The sequence below is a fragment of the Streptomyces sp. NPDC048291 genome (assembly GCF_043201715.1).
Taxonomy (GTDB): Bacteria; Actinomycetota; Actinomycetes; order Streptomycetales; family Streptomycetaceae; genus Streptomyces.
In genome coordinates, this window is record NZ_JBICZC010000002.1 from 1 (window position 1) to 18,324 (window position 18,324).

The 18,324-nt window shown below is 72.1% G+C and carries 14 protein-coding genes, 3 tRNA genes and 2 pseudogenes; 9 read left to right on the top strand and 10 right to left on the bottom strand.

Annotated elements, in window-relative coordinates; genetic code table 11:
• A pseudogene (locus ACGF5O_RS04320) lies at positions 1–417 on the top strand (transcriptional regulator); the annotation flags it as partial.
• Between the two features lie 153 nt (positions 418–570).
• On the opposite strand, the gene ACGF5O_RS04325 reads toward ACGF5O_RS04320, so the two are convergent.
• Positions 571–1,044 (bottom strand): hypothetical protein, encoded by a 474-nt coding sequence (locus ACGF5O_RS04325; RefSeq protein WP_393808414.1) that lies wholly within the window; start codon positions 1,042–1,044, stop codon positions 571–573.
• Positions 1,045–1,064: 20 nt separating this feature from the next.
• Here ACGF5O_RS04325 and ACGF5O_RS04330 point away from each other — a divergent pair, with 20 nt between their 5' ends.
• From ACGF5O_RS04330 to ACGF5O_RS04340, 3 genes and pseudogenes are all read left to right on the top strand, one after another.
• Entirely contained in the window at positions 1,065–1,472 is a 408-nt protein-coding gene (locus tag ACGF5O_RS04330; protein WP_393808415.1) for a glycine-rich domain-containing protein, read from the top strand.
• A gap of 138 nt (positions 1,473–1,610) precedes the next feature.
• Positions 1,611–1,778, top strand: a pseudogene (locus tag ACGF5O_RS04335) (SAM-dependent methyltransferase); the annotation flags it as partial.
• 41 nt (positions 1,779–1,819) lie between these two features.
• The gene (locus ACGF5O_RS04340) at positions 1,820–2,218 is read left to right on the top strand and encodes a methyltransferase domain-containing protein (protein WP_393808994.1); all 399 of its coding nucleotides are present in this window, start codon (positions 1,820–1,822) and stop codon (positions 2,216–2,218) included.
• Positions 2,219–2,406: 188 nt separating this feature from the next.
• Here ACGF5O_RS04340 and ACGF5O_RS04345 read toward each other — a convergent pair.
• The 3 genes from ACGF5O_RS04345 to ACGF5O_RS04355 form a co-directional block, all read right to left on the bottom strand.
• Positions 2,407–2,480, bottom strand: a tRNA-Ile gene (locus tag ACGF5O_RS04345).
• 178 nt (positions 2,481–2,658) lie between these two features.
• Positions 2,659–2,731 (bottom strand) — tRNA-Asn (locus ACGF5O_RS04350).
• Between the two features lie 5 nt (positions 2,732–2,736).
• Positions 2,737–2,809 (bottom strand) — tRNA-Asn (locus ACGF5O_RS04355).
• A 134-nt stretch (positions 2,810–2,943) separates the two neighbouring features.
• Here ACGF5O_RS04355 and ACGF5O_RS04360 point away from each other — a divergent pair.
• The 4 genes from ACGF5O_RS04360 (at position 2,944) to ACGF5O_RS04375 (ending at position 8,678) form a co-directional block, all read left to right on the top strand.
• The gene (locus ACGF5O_RS04360) at positions 2,944–3,249 is read left to right on the top strand and encodes a YtxH domain-containing protein (RefSeq protein WP_393808416.1); all 306 of its coding nucleotides are present in this window, start codon (positions 2,944–2,946) and stop codon (positions 3,247–3,249) included.
• Positions 3,250–3,407: 158 nt separating this feature from the next.
• The gene (locus ACGF5O_RS04365) at positions 3,408–4,862 is read left to right on the top strand and encodes an FGGY family carbohydrate kinase (protein WP_393808417.1); all 1,455 of its coding nucleotides are present in this window, start codon (positions 3,408–3,410) and stop codon (positions 4,860–4,862) included.
• Positions 4,863–5,016: 154 nt separating this feature from the next.
• Complete coding sequence (locus ACGF5O_RS04370; RefSeq protein ID WP_393808418.1) at positions 5,017–6,750, top strand: ABC transporter ATP-binding protein; 1,734 nt, start codon at positions 5,017–5,019, stop codon at positions 6,748–6,750.
• Entirely contained in the window at positions 6,750–8,678 is a 1,929-nt protein-coding gene (locus ACGF5O_RS04375) for an ABC transporter ATP-binding protein (RefSeq protein WP_393808419.1), read from the top strand. Before ACGF5O_RS04370 ends, ACGF5O_RS04375 begins: the two co-directional genes overlap by 1 nt.
• A gap of 164 nt (positions 8,679–8,842) precedes the next feature.
• Here the strand turns inward: ACGF5O_RS04375 and ACGF5O_RS04380 are convergent, their stop codons facing one another.
• The 5 genes from ACGF5O_RS04380 to ACGF5O_RS04400 all read right to left on the bottom strand — a co-directional run bounded on the left by ACGF5O_RS04380 (position 8,843) and on the right by ACGF5O_RS04400 (position 15,933).
• Positions 8,843–10,150, bottom strand: a complete 1,308-nt coding sequence (locus ACGF5O_RS04380; protein WP_393808420.1) for an RNA polymerase sigma factor — start codon at positions 10,148–10,150, stop codon at positions 8,843–8,845.
• A gap of 103 nt (positions 10,151–10,253) precedes the next feature.
• Complete coding sequence (gene dnaG / locus ACGF5O_RS04385; RefSeq protein ID WP_393808421.1) at positions 10,254–12,167, bottom strand: DNA primase; 1,914 nt, start codon at positions 12,165–12,167, stop codon at positions 10,254–10,256.
• A gap of 125 nt (positions 12,168–12,292) precedes the next feature.
• On the bottom strand, positions 12,293–13,555 hold the full coding sequence (locus ACGF5O_RS04390) for an NAD(P)/FAD-dependent oxidoreductase (protein WP_393808422.1): 1,263 nt from the start codon (positions 13,553–13,555) through the stop codon (positions 12,293–12,295).
• Between the two features lie 158 nt (positions 13,556–13,713).
• A complete protein-coding gene (locus tag ACGF5O_RS04395) occupies positions 13,714–14,988 on the bottom strand; it encodes a deoxyguanosinetriphosphate triphosphohydrolase (RefSeq protein ID WP_393808423.1) in 1,275 nt (424 codons plus the stop codon).
• Positions 14,989–15,198: 210 nt separating this feature from the next.
• On the bottom strand, positions 15,199–15,933 hold the full coding sequence (locus ACGF5O_RS04400) for a sirohydrochlorin chelatase (RefSeq protein WP_393808424.1): 735 nt from the start codon (positions 15,931–15,933) through the stop codon (positions 15,199–15,201).
• Positions 15,934–16,134: 201 nt separating this feature from the next.
• On the opposite strand from ACGF5O_RS04400, the gene ACGF5O_RS04405 reads away from it, so the two are divergent.
• Positions 16,135–16,815, top strand: coding sequence for a vancomycin high temperature exclusion protein (locus tag ACGF5O_RS04405; protein WP_393808425.1), 681 nt, complete (start codon positions 16,135–16,137; stop codon positions 16,813–16,815).
• 31 nt (positions 16,816–16,846) lie between these two features.
• Here the strand turns inward: ACGF5O_RS04405 and ACGF5O_RS04410 are convergent, their stop codons facing one another.
• Positions 16,847–18,163, bottom strand: a complete 1,317-nt coding sequence (locus ACGF5O_RS04410; protein ID WP_393808426.1) for an AMP-binding protein — start codon at positions 18,161–18,163, stop codon at positions 16,847–16,849.
• Positions 18,164–18,324 lie beyond the last annotated feature (161 nt).

Consider the following 18,324-nt stretch of genomic DNA (forward strand, 5'->3'; position numbering starts at 1 on the left):
GAGAAGAAGCGCAACTTCGTACGGCTGGTCTTCTGCGAACCGGCCGTCAGAGCGCTGTACCCGGACTGGGAGTGGGTGGCGCAGATGACCCTGGCACAGCTGCGCATGGAAGCCGCCCGCGATCCGAAGGATCCGCGGCTGGCCGAACTGGTGGGCGAGCTGTCGCTCCAGGACCCCGACTTCCGGCGCTGGTGGGGCGCCCACCGCGTCGCCGTCCAGGGATCGGGCACGAAGACGCTGAACCATCCGGTTGTCGGCCCGCTCACCCTCGACTGGTCCTTCCTCACCTCCACCGACGACCCCGACCAGCAGCTCATCACCCTGACCGCCGAGCCCGGCACCCCCAGCCACGACCGCCTGCGCATCCTCGCCTCGTGGGCCGCACAAGCCGCCGACCACCCGATCGCGGACCGTTAGAGGGCGGTTCGTGGGCTGATGCCTTTTTCCGGCCGAGGCCGGAGGCAGGCATGAGGACGGATTCGAGGGCCTGACAGATGCCTCGCGCCCTCGGCGGACCGGGGGTGGACGGCGGATCGGATTCCGGGACCAGCCGCACCGGGTCCGGTGCACCTACTTCGCGTCTGGGGCCAGCAGCCGCCGGATGCGCTCGTACTCGGCCGCCATCTCCGGTGTGGCGAGGAAGTCGTCGAGATCCGCGGACACCTCGTGGTCGATGTCCTCGATGGAACGGATGGCGAGTTCGTAGAGCTCGCCGCGCCGGTTCTGCTCCAGGTAGCTCTTCCAGTGCGCCAACGCGCTGATGGCGGTCAGGACTCCGGGGTCCAGATCGTCTTCGACCAGGATGCCGTCGTAGATCCTCGCAAGCGCATCGTGCAGCTCGGCGGCGCTGATCGTCAGGACGTTCGCGCAGGCGGTGGTCAGTGCGGCCCGGGCGTCCTCCGTGAGTTCGTCCTCGGCCGCACCGCGCAGCAGCTCCGGCCGCACCAGACGGCTGACCGTCTCCTCGCCGAAGGCACGAACGCCGGCCTCGGTGGCCCCGACGACCAGCCGGAGAACTTCCGCCTCAAGCTCGCTGTAATCCACGCCCGCAGCTTATGCGGGGTGTGATCGAGACCTGGACCGAGGGCCGACGGGATGAGCCCGAGATCAGCTCGGAGACCGCCCGCCGCATCGTCGGCCGGGCCGCGGCGTTCGTCGCCGCGTCCGGCCGGCAGCCCGGCCAGTCCCTGGCCCCCAGCAAGCCGGTCGACTACGGCTGGCACGCCTTCATCCTTCACACCGTCGACTACGCCGAGTTCTGCGATCAGGTCGCCGGCCGGTTCGTCCACCACGTCCCGACCGCCGACGACTACCAGGCGCCCGGAGAAGCACAGTCCGCCCGGGAGCGGACGGTCGCCGCCATCACCGCGGCCGGGTACACCGTCGACCCGGACCTGTGGCCGGACATGGCGGACTGCACACAGTGCCACGACGGTTGCACCGACAGCCCCAACAGCGGCGGGAAGCGCTGACCCAGCACCACCGATCGTGCAAGACTCCAGCCGCCCGGTGTCACAGCCGGGCGGCTGGCCCTGTGAGCGGAGCATCACGTGACAGAGACGGCGATCGCTTGGGACACCTACTCGCGGCAGCGGCCCGGGCGGCGGCCGGTGAACGCGCGCGGCGAGACCACCTGGTTCAACTGGACCCAGTATCAGGACCACGGCCCGGGCGCCGAGTTGCTGGAGGTTCCGGACGGCGGCCGCGTACTGGATCTCGGCTGCGGCAAGGGCGGCAACGCGGCGTACCTGGCCGGCCTCGGCGCGCGGGCCGTGGGGGTGGATGTCTCGCCCCGCCAGCTGGCCGCCGCACGGGAACGGTGGGGGCGACGCCCGGGCTGGAGCTGCACCAGGCGGAGGCCGTCGCCTTCCTGGGCCAGGACCGGGAGGGCTTCGACTCGGTGTACTCGGTGTACGGCGCCGCTTGGTTCACGGACCCCGCCCGGCTGCTGCCCGCCGTCCGTGAGCGGCTGCGGCCCGGCGGCCGGCTCGTGTTCTCGCAGCGGCCCGCGGTCGAGGGCTGCTACGGCTGCCAGGCGTCGTACATCCCGCGCGGCGACGACGAGGACCCGCTCGTCGTGAAGCGCTGGGACTACGAGGCGGACGGCTGGGAGCGCCTGCTCCGCGGGTACGGCTTCACGGGCGTCGACGCGCGCGTACTCGCCGCTCCACCGGGGAACCGGACCATCGGGACCCTCATCGTCCAGGCCCGCGCCTGAGGCGTCCCTGCGACCTTGCGCCCCGGCCGGAAGCCGACCCGGCCGGGGCTTCTTCCTGTCTTGATCGTTCTGCTTTCGGGCCGGCAGCGGGCCAGCTAGCGATCTTCAGGGGCGACGAAACCCCCTCCACCGGAAGGGGGCTGACGCCCTGCCGCAGGTGAAATCGTTTCTTCCCTGCGGAGGTGGAGTGGGGCGGGTGGGACTCGAACCCACGGCCGACGGATTATGAGTCCGCTGCTCTAACCGGCTGAGCTACCGCCCCATAGCGGCGTGTCGCGTACAAGTGTGCGCGCCGTCTGCCGCAGCATAGCCGCTCATACGATCTCCTGCCTCGGCTGGTCGGCTTCTGCGGACAGTCACGACCTTCAGGACATCGGTGCAGGCCCAGCGGTTCCCGCGGGCATGAAAAAGGACCCCGCAAGGGGCCCTCGTTCAGCATGCTCCCCCGACTGGACTCGAACCAGTAACCTGCCGGTTAACAGCCGGCTGCTCTGCCAATTGAGCTACGGAGGACCGAGCTCCCCCGACTGGACTCGAACCAGTAACCTGCCGGTTAACAGCCGGCTGCTCTGCCAATTGAGCTACGGAGGAATGCCTCGTTGCATCGAACGTACCTACCTGGGTATTCGCCAGGGGGCGCTCGCTCGCTGCGACACATACATTAGCGCAAGCAGGGGGGTGCTCCGCCAATCGGTACTCCCCCACGTCGGAAGGGTGGCACCGCCATGCGCTACAAGCTCACGTTCGTCGTCGGGCTCGCTCTCGGTTACGTGCTCGGCACGCGGGCCGGACGAGAGCGCTACGAGCAGCTGAAGAAGTCCGCCCGCCAGGTCGCCCAGAACCCGGCCGTCCGCAACACCGCGGAGACCGCCGCCCAGCAGGGCCGCGTCTACGCCGGCAAGGCGTTCCACTCGGTGAGCGAGAAGGTCGGCGACCGCATGCCCGACTCGGTGGCAGCCCGGGTCCGCTCCCTCCGTGAACGCAACACCAACGGAGCAGCCTCGGACGACTGGGGCACCGGCAACAACTGACAGCCCCTTCCGGCGCCGGGCAGCCCGTCCCACCTGGGGGCGCGGGGAACTGCGCGAGCGGCCCCCACCCGCCCGCACCCGCCGTACGACACAGGGCACCCACCCCAGAAGGCGCCCGTCGGCCGAACCACAGCGGAGCGTGCGGCAGAATTTCGGTCATGGGGATAGTCGCCGGGTTGGACAGCTCACCGGATTTCACTCGCATCGTGGTCTGCGACACGGACACGGGTGCGGTGCTCCGCCAGGGATACGCACCGCACCCGGTCGACACGCCGGACGGCGGGGCACGCCCCAGCGACGTCGACCCGCAGGCCTGGCTGCTCTCCCTCGGCGAGGCCGCCGGCGGCGGGCTCCTGGAGGGCGTGCAGGCCATCGGCGTGTCGGCGCAGCAGAACGCGCTGATCCCGCTGGACGCCCAGGGCAACACCGTCCGTCCCGCGATGGTCGGCGGCGACAAGCGGTCCCAGGTCGCGGCCGCCGACCTCATCGACGCGCTGGGCGGGCGGGAGGCCTGGGCGCAGGCGGTGGGGTGCGTGCCGCAGGCCGCGCAGCCCGTCACCAAGCTGCGCTGGCTGGCCAAGAGCGAACCGGAGAACGCCCGCCGGACCGCCGTACTGCTGCAGGCCCACGACTGGCTGGTGTGGCAGCTGCTCGGCCGGCCGGTGCGGCGGACCACCGACCGCGGTGGGGCCTCCGGGACCGGTTACTGGTCGGCGGCCACCGGCGGCTACCGGCCCGACCTCGTCGAACTCGCCCTGGGCCATCAGGCGATGCTGCCCGACGTGATCGGGCCCTCCGACGCGGCCGGCACCACCCCGGAGGGGCTGCTGATCTCCGCGGGGACCGGCGAGACCATGGCCGCCGCGTTCGGGCTGGGGCTCGGGTTCGGGGACGCCGTGGTGTCGCTCGGCGCCTCGGGGTCGGTGATGGCGGTGCACACCGAGGCGCTCGCCGACACCTCCGGGATGATCACCTCGCTCGCCGACGCCACCGGCATGCACCTGCCGGTCGTCACCACGCTCAACGCCGTACGGGCCCTGCGCGGCACCGCCGAGCTGCTCGGGCTCGCCGATCTGGAGGCCCTCTCCGACCTGGCGATGAAGTCCACGCCCGGGTCGCACGGGCTGGTCATGCTGCCGTACCTGGAGGGCGAGCGGACACCGAACCTGCCGCACACCGCCGGCACGCTGGCCGGGCTGCGCCGGGAGTCGATGAGGGCCGAGCATCTCGCGCGCGCCGCCTTCGAGGGCATGCTGTGCGGGCTCGCCGACGCGCTGGACGTGCTGCGCAACCGGGGTGTCGAGGTGCGGCGGATCTTCCTGCTCGGCGGGGCCGCCGAGCTGCCGGCCGTCCAGGCGGCGGCGCCGATGCTGTTCGGCGCGCAGGTCGTCGTACCGCAGCCGGCGGACTACGCGGCGATCGGGGCGGCCCGGCAGGCGGCCTGGGCGCTCGGGGTCTCGCAGGGGACGCTGGACCCGCGCACGCCGCCCGTGTGGCAGGGCGCGGCGGCACAGGTGCTGGAGCCCGGGGACGAGCTGGCCGTCGGGCAGGCGGTGCGGCAGCAGTTCGTGTCGGTGCGGGAGCAGACCCATCCCGGGGCGTTCCGGTCGTAAACCCCGCGAAGCGCACGGCCGCGCGCGTCCGCTGTCGGGTTAATCGGTTGAGGTAACGCGGGTGGAGTGTCGGACGATAGGGGCCTAGGGCAAACACCCCGCCCTTCGGGCAGACGACCCCGCCCACCCCACCGCCGACTCCGAGAGACGTAGCGTGCTCATACGACTTCTGCGGACCTATCTCAGGCCCTACAGGAAACCCATCTCGATCCTGGTGCTGCTGCAGTTCCTGCAGACCTGCGCCACTCTCTACCTGCCCACGCTCAACGCGCACATCATCGACAACGGCGTCGTGAAGGGTGACACGGATTACATCCTGTCCTTCGGCGCCCTGATGATCGGCATCTCGCTCGCTCAGGTGGTGTGCAACGTCGGTGCCGTCTACTACGGCGCCAGGACCGCGTCCGCGCTCGGCCGGGACGTGCGGGCCGCCGTCTTCGACCGGGTGCAGTCCTTCTCCGCACGTGAGGTGGGTCACTTCGGGGCGCCCTCGCTCATCACCCGTACGACCAACGACGTACAGCAGGTCCAGATGCTGGTCCTGATGGCGTTCACCCTGATGGCGTCGGCGCCCATCATGTGTGTCGGCGGCATCGTGCTCGCCCTCGGCCTGGACGTTCCGCTGTCCGGGGTGCTGGTCGCCGTCGTACCCGTGCTGGGGATCAGCGTGACGCTGATCGTGCGGCGGCTGCGGCCGCTGTTCCGGGCCATGCAGGTGCGGCTCGACACGGTGAACCGGGTGCTGCGCGAGCAGATCACCGGCAACCGGGTGATCCGCGCGTTCGTCCGCGACGAGTACGAGCAGGGCCGGTTCGGGAAGTCCAACGCCGACCTGACCGAGATGCAGCTGGCCACCGGCAACATGCTGGCGCTGATGTTCCCGATCGTCATGACGACGGTGAACGTCTCGTCCATCGCGGTGGTGTGGTTCGGTGCCCACCGGATCGACAGCGGGCAGATGGCGATCGGTGACCTGACCGCGTTCCTCGCCTATCTCATGCAGATCGTGATGTCCGTGATGATGGCCACCTTCATGTTCATGATGGTGCCGCGCGCGGAGGTCTGCGCCGAGCGCATCGAGGAGGTCCTGGACACCGAGTCCAGCGTCGTCCCGCCACTCGCCCCGGTCACCGAGCTGCGCCGGCACGGCCATCTGGAGATCAGGGCCGCCGGGTTCCGCTATCCGGGTGCCGAGGAGCCGGTGCTGAAGGCCGTCGACCTGGTGGCCAGGCCCGGCGAGGTGACCGCCGTGATCGGCTCCACCGGCAGCGGCAAGTCCACTCTGCTCGGGCTGGTGGCGCGCCTCTTCGACGCCACCGACGGCCAGGTCCTCGTGGACGGCGAGGACGTCTCGGGCCTCGACCCGAAGCTGCTCGCGCAGACGGTCGGCATGGTCCCGCAGAAGCCGTACCTGTTCGCCGGCACCGTCGCGACCAACCTGCGCTACGGCAACCCGGCCGCCACCGACGAGGACCTGTGGCACGCGCTGGAGGTGGCGCAGGCCAAGGGCTTCGTCGAGAAGCTGGAGGGCGGGCTGAACGCGCCCATCGCCCAGGGCGGTACGAACGTCTCCGGCGGCCAGCGCCAGCGCCTCGCCATCGCCCGTACGCTCGTGCAGCGCCCGGAGATCTACCTCTTCGACGACTCCTTCTCCGCCCTCGACTACGCGACCGACGCCGCCCTGCGCGCCGCGCTCGCCCAGGAGACGGCCGAGGCGACCGTCGTCATCGTCGCCCAGCGGGTGGCGACCATCCGCGACGCCGACCGGATCGTCGTCCTCGACGAGGGACGCGTCGTCGGCACCGGCCGCCACCACGAACTCATGGCCGGCAACGAGACCTACCGGGAGATCGTGCTCTCCCAGCTGACGGAAGCGGAGGCTGCCTGATGGCCGGGCCCATGGGACGCATGATGGCCGGGGGCGGTCCCGACCAGCGGTCGATGGACTTCAAGAACTCGGGCAAACGGCTCCTCGCCCGGTTCAAACCCGAACAGCTCACGATCTACCTGCTGCTGTTCTGCGTGGTCGCGAGCGTCACCCTCAACGTGATCGGCCCCAAGATCCTCGGTAAGGCCACCGACCTGGTCTTCGCCGGCGTCATCGGCAAGCGGATGCCCGCCGGGACCACCAAGGAGCAGGTCCTGCAGGGCATGCACGACCGCGGCCAGGACACGGTCGCCGACATGCTCAGGTCCACCGACTTCACCCCGGGCAAGGGCATCGACTTCGGCCAGGTCGGCGACGTCCTGCTCTTCGCGCTCTGCACCTACGTCGTCGCCGGCCTGCTGATGGCGGTGGCGACCCGGCTCGTCAACCGGTCCGTGAACCGCACGATGTACCGGCTGCGCGAGGACGTCCAGACGAAGCTCTCCCGGCTGCCGCTCTCCTACTTCGACAAGCGACAGCGCGGCGAGGTGCTCTCCCGCGCCACCAACGACATCGACAACATCGGCCAGACGCTCCAGCAGTCGATGGGCCAGCTCATCAACTCGCTGCTCACCATCATCGGCGTGCTCGCGGTGATGTTCTGGGTGTCCTGGATCCTGGCGCTGGTGGCCCTGGTCACCGTGCCGCTGTCCTTCCTGGTCGCGACCCGCATCGGCAAGCGCTCGCAGCCGCACTTCGTGCAGCAGTGGCGCTCGACGGGCAAGCTGAACGCCCACGTCGAGGAGATGTACACCGGGCACACCCTGGTGAAGGTGTTCGGCCGCCAGGAGGAGTCGGCGCAGCAGTTCGCCGAGCAGAACGAGGCGCTGTACGAGGCCGGGTTCAAGGCGCAGTTCAACAGCGGTGTGATGCAGCCGCTGATGATGTTCGTGTCGAACCTGAACTACGTGCTGGTGGCCGTGGTCGGCGGTCTGCGGGTCGCGTCGGGCGCGCTCTCCATCGGTGACGTCCAGGCCTTCATCCAGTACTCCCGGCAGTTCTCGATGCCGCTGACCCAGGTCGCCTCCATGGCCAACCTGGTGCAGTCCGGTGTCGCCTCCGCCGAGCGGATCTTCGAACTCCTCGACGCGGAGGAGCAGGAGGCCGACCCGGTCCCCGGCGAGCGCCCCGCCGAACTGCGCGGCCGGGTCGCCCTGGAGCACGTCTCCTTCCGCTACGACCCGGAGAAGCCGCTCATCGAGGACCTCTCCCTCACGGTGGAACCGGGCCACACGGTGGCCATCGTGGGCCCGACCGGCGCCGGCAAGACGACGCTCGTGAACCTGCTGATGCGGTTCTACGACGTCTCCGGCGGCCGGATCACCCTCGACGGCGTCGACATCAGCCACATGTCCCGGGACGAACTCCGCTCCGGGATCGGCATGGTGCTCCAGGACACCTGGCTGTTCGGCGGCACGATCGCGGAGAACATCGCGTACGGCGCCTCGCGCGAGGTCACCCCCGGCGAGATCGAGGAGGCGGCCCGGGCGGCCCACGCGGACCGGTTCGTCCGTACGCTCCCCGACGGCTACGACACGGTCATCGACGACGAGGGCACGGGCGTCAGCGCCGGTGAGAAGCAGCTCATCACCATCGCGCGCGCCTTCCTGTCCGACCCGACGATCCTCGTCCTCGACGAGGCGACGTCGTCCGTCGACACCCGTACGGAAGTCCTGATCCAGAAGGCGATGGCCAAACTGGCGCACGGCAGGACGTCGTTCGTGATCGCGCACCGGCTGTCGACGATCCGGGACGCGGACACCATCCTCGTGATGGAGAACGGCTCGATCGTGGAGCAGGGCGCGCACGCGGAGCTGCTGGCGGCGGACGGGGCGTATGCGCGGCTGTACAAGGCGCAGTTCGCGCAGGCGGTGGCCGAGGTGGACTGAGTCCGGCGCCGGCCGCTGGGGGCTGGGCACGGGTGGGGACGCTCACCGGCGCTTGCCGGGTGCCGCCGCGCCCACCCGTGCCGCCCTGCGGCACGCCTGCCCGCAGCCAAGCTTGAGGGGCGCGGGGAACTGCGCGGCCAGCCCCCACGCACCCGCGCCCGGCGTCAGTCCAGGTAACCCCGGAGCTGATCCGCGAAAGCGTGGTCCCGCAGCTTGTTGAGCGTCTTGGACTCGATCTGCCGGATCCGCTCCCGCGTCACGCCGAAGATCCGCCCTATCTCCTCCAGCGTCCGAGGCCGCCCGTCGGCCAGCCCGTACCGGAGTTGGACGACCTTCCGCTCCCGCTCCCCGAGCGTCGACAGCACCGCCTCCAGGTGCTCCCGCAGCAGCAGGAACGCCGCCGACTCGACCGGGCTCGCCGCGTCGCCGTCCTCGATGAGGTCGCCGAGCGCGACGTCGTCCTCCTCGCCCACCGGGGCGTGCAGGGACACCGGTTCCTGGGCGAGGCGGAGCACCTCGCCCACCCGCTCCGGCGCCAGGTCCAGGTGCGCGGCGACCTCGTCGGGCGTCGGCTCGTAGCCCCGCTCCTGGAGCATCCGGCGCTGGACGCGGACGACCCGGTTGATCAGCTCCACCACGTGCACGGGGACGCGGATGGTGCGGGCCTGGTCGGCCAGGGCGCGGGACATGGCCTGGCGGATCCACCAGGTGGCGTACGTCGAGAACTTGTAGCCGCGGGCGTAGTCGAACTTCTCGACGGCCCGGATCAGGCCGAGGTTGCCCTCCTGCACCAGGTCGAGCATGGTCAGGCCGCGGCCGACGTACCGTTTCGCGACCGACACCACCAGCCGCAGGTTCGCCTCGATGAGGCGGCGCTTGGCCATGCGGCCCATGACGACCAGCCGGTCCAGGTCCAGCGCCAGCTCGCCTTCGAGGTCGGGGGTGCTGCCCAGCTTCTCCTCGGCGAACAGGCCTGCCTCGACGCGACGGGCGAGTTCGACCTCCTCGGCGGCGGTGAGCAGCGGGATGCGGCCGATCTCGCGCAGGTACTGGCGGAACAGGTCGGAGGAGGGTCCGCCGGTGTCGGCGCGGGCGGCGGCCCGCGGCTCGGCGGGCTCGGGCTCGGGCTCCGGCTCGGTGTCGGGGGCGTCGGCCGCGAGCTCCTCCGGGGGCGGGCCTTCCGCCTCGGTCTCGGGGTGCAGCGCGGCGCGGCTCTGCGGCGGCACGCCGGCATGGCCGCCGGTATCGGCGTCCGGCTCGTCCGTCAGCGTGCTGCTGCTGTCCGTCTGGGTCAGGGTCTGGGTCTGCACGGGGGCGACCTCCAGGATGATCGCTGCCAGGGGGTACGGCAGCGGTACTTCGGGGGCGGAGACGACGGCCTCGCCGCTGTCCGTCCCGTACGCGATGAGTGGAACGGCGGGGGTGTGGGACCCGTCCGGGACGGGCCGGCCGCGCTCCGAGGACTCAGGCACCGCCCCCAGTGTGGGGTAAGACACATCGCCGCCACGAGGGGCGTGCGGTGACTTTTTGCGTCCGGTCCGTGACCGCGCGGTTATCCCGTCGGCCCGCCGGGACTCAGAGGGCGGCCGGACCCTGCTCGCGCAGCGCCTGCCCGTACTGCTGGAGGACCCACAACTCGTTCTGCACGGAGGAGAGTTGGGCCGGGTCGCCGCCGCTGCCGAGGCGGGTGAGGGTGATCTGGATCTCGTGGATACGGCGGTCGACGGCCCTGCGGCGGACGGTCACGAGTTGCTCGCCCGCGTAGTTCTCGTCGACGGTGCGGCGCATGATCGCCTCGACGGCGAGCTCGGTGACCATCGACCGGACCCCGTCGTCGGCGGCGGCCTCGCGGACGCGCACCAGGTACTCCTGCGGGTCCTGGGTGCCGTACTCGGCGCCGCCCGCCTCCATGATGGTCCGGCGCACGGCCGCGTAGGGCTCGGCGGTGAACTCGTCGATGCCGTACGCGTCGAAGGCCGGGGAGACCAGCTCGGGGCGCTGGAGGGCGAGCTTCAGCAGCTCGCGTTCGGTGGCGAAGACGGCGTTGCGGAGGTTGAGGGCGGGCCCGGAGACGGCGGGTCGGCCCGCACCGGTGTCGTACGACGACTGCTGCGGACCGCGCGCCTGGGCGGAGGTCCGGCCGCCGCCGCCCTTCTCGCGGGCCCAACGGGCCAGCTGGGCCACCCGCTTCACCACGAACTGGGTGTCGAGGATGCCGAGCATGCCGGCGAGCTGGACGGCGACCTCGTGCTGGGCGCCGCTGTTCTTGATCCGGGCGACGATCGGCGCCGCCTCGTCGAGCGCGGCCGCGCGGCCCGCCGGGGTGTCCAGGTCGTAGCGGGCGACGATCTGGCGGAGCGCGAACTCGAAGAGCGGGGTGCGGGGCTCGGTCAGGTCGGCGACCGCCTCGTCGCCCTTGGCCAGGCGCAGCTCGCAGGGGTCCATGCCGTCGGGGGCGATGGCGATGTACGTCTCGGCGGCGAACTTCTGGTCGTCCTCGAAGGCGCGCAGGGCCGCCTTCTGCCCGGCCGCGTCACCGTCGAAGGTGAAGATCACGCGGGCCGATCCGTTGTCCATGAGCAGGCGGCGCAGGATCTTGATGTGCTCGCCGCCGAAGGCGGTGCCGCAGGTGGCGATCGCGGTCGTCACCCCGGCCAGGTGGCAGGCCATGACGTCCGTGTAGCCCTCGACCACGACCGCCCGGCTGGCCTTCGCGATGTGCTGCTTGGCGAGGTCGATGCCGTACAGGACCTGGGACTTCTTGTAGATCGCGGTCTCGGGCGTGTTGAGGTACTTGGGCCCGTTGTCCGCCTCGTAGAGCTTGCGGGCGCCGAAGCCGACGACCTCGCCGCCGATGTCCCGGATCGGCCACATGAGCCTGCCCCGGAAGCGGTCGATGGGACCGCGCCGCCCCTCCTGGGACAGCCCGGACGTCAGCAGCTCCTTGTCGGTGAAGCCCTGGCCGCGCAGGTAGCGGGTGAGGTGGTCCCAGCCCTGCGGGCTGTAGCCGACGCCGAAGTGCACGGCGGCGGCCTGGTCGAAGCCGCGCTCGGCGAGGAAGACCCGGCCGGTCTCGGCCTCGGGGCTGGTGGCGAGCTGCTCCGCGTACCAGACGGCGGCGATCTTGTGCGCCTCGACCAGGCGGATGCGCTCACCGCGCTGGTGGGACGGGTTGTACCCGCCCTCCTCGTAGCGCAGGGTGATGCCGGCCTGGGCGGCCAGCCGCTCCACCGCCTCCGAGAAGGAGAGGTGGTCCACCTTCATCACGAAGGTGAGGGTGTCGCCGCCCTCCTGGCAGCCGAAGCAGTGGAAGAGTCCCTTGCTCGGGCTGACCTGGAAGGACGGCGACTTCTCGTCGTGGAACGGGCACAGGCCCTTCAGGTTCCCGCCGCCCGCGTTGCGCAGCTGGAGGTACTCGGACACAACGGCGTCGATCGGGACCGCGTCCCGTACCGCCTTCACATCCTCGTCATTGATCCGTCCAGCCACGGGTGAATTCTACGGGGGCGCTGTGACAACTGCGGCGCGCCGGGGCGCCCCTTCAGGGGTGCGGGGAACTGCGCGACCAGCCACACTCGGCCCGCACCCGCGCACGCGCCGACGGCCGCAGACGCCTAGGCGAGCGATTCCAACGGCACATGCGGGTCGGCCAGCGCGTCGAGATCCACCGGCCCCGCGGACCGGATCAGCTTCTGGATCGGCTCTGTGACATCCCACACGTTCACGTTCATCCCGGCCAGCACCCGCCCCTCCTTCACCCAGAACGCGATGAACTCCCGCTTCCCCGCGTCCCCGCGGATCACCACCTGGTCGTACGACCCGGGCGGCGCCCACCCGCTGTACTCCATGCCCAGGTCGTACTGGTCGGTGAAGAAGTACGGCACCCGGTCGTACACGGCGTCCTGCCCGAGCATCGACCGCGCCGCCGCCGGGCCGCCGTTCAGCGCGTTGGCCCAGTGCTCCACGCGGAGCCTCGTGTCGAACAGGGCGTGCGGGAACGCGGCCACGTCGCCGGCCGCGTAGATGTCCGGGTCGGACGTCCGCAGCCGCTCGTCGACGACGATGCCCCCGCCCCGCGCCCGGTCGGCCAGCTCCAGGCCGGCCGCCTCGGCCAGCCCGACCCGCGGCGCCGCGCCGATCGCCGCGAGGACGTCGTGCGCCGGGTGCTCCTCGCCGTCGTCGGTGCGCGCGGCCAGCACCATGCCGTCCTGGCCGACGATCTCGGTGAGCCGCACCCCGAACCGGAACCGGACGCCGTGCTCCTCGTGCAGCTGGGCGAAGACGTTGCCCAGTTCGGGCCCGAGCACGCTGTGCAGCGGGGTCTGCCCGTGCTCGATGACGGTGACCTCGGCGCCATAGGTCCGGGCCGCCGCCGCGACCTCCAGGCCGATCCAGCCGGCGCCGGCGATGACGAGGTGCCCGTTGTCCCGGCCGAGCGCGGCGAGGACGCCCTTGAGGCGCTCGGCGTGCGCGAGGCGGCGCAGGTGGTGGACGCCGGCCAGGTCGGTGCCGGGGATGTCGAGGCGGCGCGGCTCCGCCCCGGTGGCGAGCAGCAGCTTGTCGTAGCGGACCAGCGTGCCGTCGTCGCCGAACCGGACGGTCTTGGCGGCGCGGTCGATGCGGTCCACGGTCTGGCCGAGGTGCAGTTCGATGTCGTGCTGCGCGTACCAGGCGGGCTCGTGCACGAAGACGCTGTCGCGTTCCGCCTTGCCGAGCAGGTAGCCCTTGGAGAGCGGCGGCCGCTCGTACGGGTGGTCGCGCTCGTCGCAGATCAGTATCACCCGGCCGCTGAAGCCCTCGGCTCGGAGCGTCTCGGCCGCCTTCGCACCGGCGAGTCCGCCTCCGACGATGACGAAAGTCTGGTCCGCGTCGACCACTTGATGCCTCCTCGTAAGGGTGCCGCCACATATGCCGCCCACATGCGCCGCACTGTGAGCCTCCCGCACGCAGCGTGATGCGGGAAGAGGGAGTGACCCCCGCTGACGCGATCTTGCCCCGATCAGGCCAGCGGGAGTCGCGGAGAGTCACAAAGTGTTCACATACGTCCCGTCAGTCGCGCGTGCAGCGACCGCGCGGAGGCGTCGGTGAGCGACGCGATCTGATCGACGATCACCCGCTTGCGGGCGTGGTCGTCGCCGGCCGCGTCGAACAGGGCCCGGAACTGCGGGTCGAGTCCGTCGGGTGCGCGGGCGGTGAGCGCCTCGGCGAGTTCCGCGACGACGACCCGCTGGTCGGCCCGGAGCCGCTCCTGCTCGGCGCGCTGCATGACGTACCGGTGGGCGATCGCCTTGAGCACCGCGCACTCCATTCTGGCCGCCCGCGGTACGACGAGTTCCGCGCCGTACCGGGTGAGCCGGCCGCCGCCGTACGCCTCGCGGGTGGCGGCCTCGGCGGCCAGGCAGAACCGGCCGATGAGCTGGCTGGTGGCGTCCTTGAGGCGGGCCTGGGCGACCGCGCTGCCGTCGTAGCCGTGCGGCCACCACTCCTCGTCCTGGAGCCGGTCGAGGGCGGCGGCGAGCTCGGCGGGGTCGGTGGACGCGGGCACGTACAGGCCGACGGCGACGGCGAACACCTCCTGCCGCTCCGGCTCCGCGTGCAGGCAGTTGGGGTCGATGTGGCCGGCGTGCAGGCCGTCCTCGACGTCGTGCACGGAGTAGGCGACATCGTCCGACCAGTCCATGACCTGGGCCTCGAAGCAGGTACGGGTGCCGGGGGCCTCCTTGCGGACCCAGTCGAAGACCGGCCGGTCGTCCTCGTACACACCGAACTTGGGGGACGCCGGGGCGGTGGGGTGCGCGCCGCGCGGCCACGGGTACTTGGTGGCCGCGTCCAGGGCGGCCCGGGTGAGGTTGAGGCCGACGGAGCCCTCGGGGGTGAACCGCTTGGGCTCGATGCGGGTGAGCAGCCGCAGGGACTGGGCGTTGCCCTCGAAGCCGCCGCAGTCGTCCGCGAACTCGTTCAGCGCCTGTTCGCCGTTGTGGCCGAAGGGCGGGTGGCCGAGGTCGTGGGAGAGGCAGGCGGCCTCCACGAGGTCGGGGTCGCAGCCGAGGGCCGCGCCGAGTTCGCGGCCGACCTGGGCGCATTCGAGGGAGTGGGTGAGGCGGGTGCGGGGGCTGGCGTCCCACGCCTGGGCGGAGGTGCCGGGGGTGACGACCTGGGTCTTGCCGGCGAGCCTCCTGAGGGCGGCGGAGTGCAGGATGCGGGCGCGGTCGCGCTGGAAGGCGGTGCGGCCGGGGCGTTTGTCGGGTTCGGGGGCCCAGCGGTCGGCTGACGCCGGGTCGTAGGCCGACGGGGGTGCGGGGACTGCCATGGTTCGACAGTACGGGGCGGTAGTGACAAATGGGTGTTTGGTGCGCCTACTGATCTGCCGGGTTGGGTGGCGTTTGCGGGTGCGGGTGCGTGGGGGCTTGTCGCGCAGTTCCCCGCGCCCCTTTCAGGTCCGCCCGGTGGACCCACCTTTTTTGGGGGCGCGGGGAACTGCGCGATCAGCCACAACGCACCCGCAGCCGCGAACGCACCCCTAGGCGGCCGCGGTCACCGGCGTTCCCAGTGCCCGCTCGTAGCGGTGGAGGATCAGCTCCGCCATCGCGTCGTGGGCGCCCAGGGGCGCCGACGCGAGCCACGGGGCGTGGGCCGCGCACTCGGTGGCGAAGCGGCCGGGGGCCGTGAAGTAGGAGGCGAGAGCGATGTGCCGGCGGCCCCTCGCCCGCAGGGCGGAGATCGCCTCCGGGACCGTCGGGGCCGCCGCCGAGGCGTAGGCGGGGAGGACCGGGACGCCGAGGCGGGCGGCGAGGAGGTCGGCCATGCGGTCGGTGTCGGCCGCGGAGTCGGGGTCGCGCGAGCCCGCCGCCGCCAGGACCACGGCGCTCGCCGGCCGCGGACGCCAGCCCGCCTCCAGCAGGCGGGTGTGCAGGGTGCCGGCCAGCAGGGGGTGCGGGCCCAGCGGGGCGGCGACGCGGGTCCGGGCGCCGGCGGCGGCCGCCATTTCCGGGATGTCCCGCTTGACGTGGTGGCCGCGGCCGAGGAGGAGCGGGACGAGTACGGCCTCGGCCTCCCCGAGGCCGGCGAGGGTGTCCGGCAGCAGCGGCTCGTTGAGCTCGATGTGACCGAGGTGCACGGGCAGGCCCGGGCGCAGCGCGCGCACCCGGTCCATGAGCGCCCGCACGGTGCTGAGCGCGCGCGGGTCGCGGCTGCCGTGGGCCACCAGGACCAGGGCGGGCGGACCGGGGCGCGGGGAGAGGTCGGTCACCGTCATGCGAAGATCCTCGCCGGGCGAGGTTGCACGCCCGTTGCCTGACCGTCACGAGTCTTTTCCGGCACTTCACGCCGCGCACCCGCACGCTGTGAGCGAACCGGAACCCCCCGCGCTGCGTCCTCCATGGTCGAAGCCCGCAGGAAGAACCCGCAGGAGAACCTGCAAGAAGAACCCGCAGGAAGAACGAGGGGGAACGCGCGTATGAGGATCCGCCGACCGCGGCTGCCGCGGACCCGCACCGGCCGGCGGCGCCTGGTGCAGGGCGTGATGGCCGCGTGCGTGCTCGCGCTGCTGCCCGCCACCTGGCTGTACGTCTCGACGGCCGACCGGCTGCGCACGCCGGCGGACGTGCCGCGCGCCGACGTCGCGGTCGTCTTCGGCGCGGGCCTGTGGGACGGCGAACCCTCGCCCTACCTCGCCAACCGCCTGAACGCGGCGGCGACCCTGTACAAGGAGGGCCGCATCAAGGTCGTCCTCGTCACCGGCGACAACAGCCGCAAGGACTACGACGAGCCGGACGCCATGCGCACCTACCTGACCGCGCACGGCGTCCCCGGCAGACGCATCGTCAGCGACTACGCCGGCTTCGACACCTGGGACTCCTGCGTCCGCGCGAAGAAGATCTTCGGCGTGGACCGGGCCGTCCTGATCAGCCAGGGGTTCCACATCCGGCGCGCGGTGGCGCTGTGCGAGGCCGCGGGAGTGGCGTCGTACGGGGTCGGGGTCGACGCCAAGCACGACGTGACCTGGTACTACGGCGGGACGCGGGAGGTCTTCGCGGCGGGGAAGGCCGCCCTCGACGTGCTGTTCGAGCCGAACCCCCGGTTCCTGGGGAAGAAGGAACCGGGAGTGGCCGAGGCCCTGGCCGCGGCGCCGCACTAGGACAGGCCCTGGGAGCGCGGCGCCGTGGTCCTCATCGGGTGACCGTCACCGTGGCCGCCGCGCGTTCCCCGGCGAGCCGCAGCAGGGGCCGTTCGCCGGGCGGAACGGGCCGGTCGGCGGGGCGGCCGAGGTGTTCGAGGTCGCCGTCGGGGGTCCAGCGGCCGAGGCCGCGGGTGCGGAACATGGCGCGGCCCGCGCCGAGGAACGGGTCGGGGGCGTACCGCTGGGCGTTCAGGGTCTCCTCGCCGAGGTAGCCGGCCGGGACCGGGTCGCCGCCGGCCCACACCTCGCCGGTCTCCCCGATGGGCAGCGCACGGCGGTCGGCGCCGAGGACGTACACCGTGCCGTTGGGCAGGGGCCGTCCGGTGGCCGGGGTGCGGCGGCCCATGGTGGTGACCAGGGTCGCCTCGGCCGGGCCGCGGCAGTGGAAGAGGGCGGTCCGGCGCGACCAGCGGTCGGCGAGCGGGCGCGGGCAGGGTTCCCCGGTGACGGCGACCGCGCGCAGGTGCGGGCAGTCGGCGGGGTCGATGCCGGACAGCACGGCGGGGGTCGCGATCAGGACGGTCGCGGTGCGGGCGGTGGCGTCGGTGCCGGTGTCCGTGCCGGTGTCCGTGCCGCGGACGGCCAGGGTGGCGCCGCGGGTGAGGCAGCCGAGGATCTCCCAGGCGGCAGGGCCGGAGGCGATGCCGAGGAGCTGGGCGACCCGGTCGCCGGGGCGGATGCCGAGGCCGCCGGGTTCGGTGAGCAGCAGGTTGGTGATGTTGCGGTGGGTGAGCTTCACACCGTGGCGGCGGCCGGCGGTCCCGGGGACGAAGAGGACGCAGCAGCCGTCGTCGGGGTGTGGCGGCAGCAGCGGCAGGGGTCCTGGATCGTACGGCGCCGGGTCGTCGAGGGCGATCAGCCGGTGGCCGCCGGGGAGGGGGAGCGGGACGCGCGGGACGTGTTCCTTCTGGGTGAGGATCACCCGGGTGCGGGCGGTGCGGACGACGTCGGCGAGCTGGGCCGGGGGCGTGCGGCCGATGTCCTGGGGGACGTAGGCGGCGCCCGCCTTGAGGACGGCGAACAGGCCGACCAGCATCGGGATGGAGCGCCGGGCGAACAGGCCGACGTGGTCACCGGGCCGGACGCCCTCGCGGACCAGCCGGGCGGCCAGGGCACCGGCGTAGCGGTCGAGTTCACCGTAGGTGAGGGTCGCGCCGTGGTGCTCGGCGGCGACGGCGTGGGGGGTGACGATGGCGTGCCGCTCGATGGCCCGGTGGACGAGCGGTTCGTGGACGGGTACGTCGGCGCCGCGGCCGTACTGCCAGAAGAGGTGCTGGTCGCGGGGGGTGAGGTGACGCAGAGGCATGGCTCGGAGACCTCCTGGCTGGCTCTTTCGAGTGGGGGGAGGCCGAGTCCGGGAGCGGCGGGGGCCCGGTCAGGGCGGGGTGGGGCGCCGTGCGGGGCTTGCGCGGGTACTGCGGGGCTGGGGCTGTGGGGCTGCGGTGGCAGACGACGACTGTAGTCGGG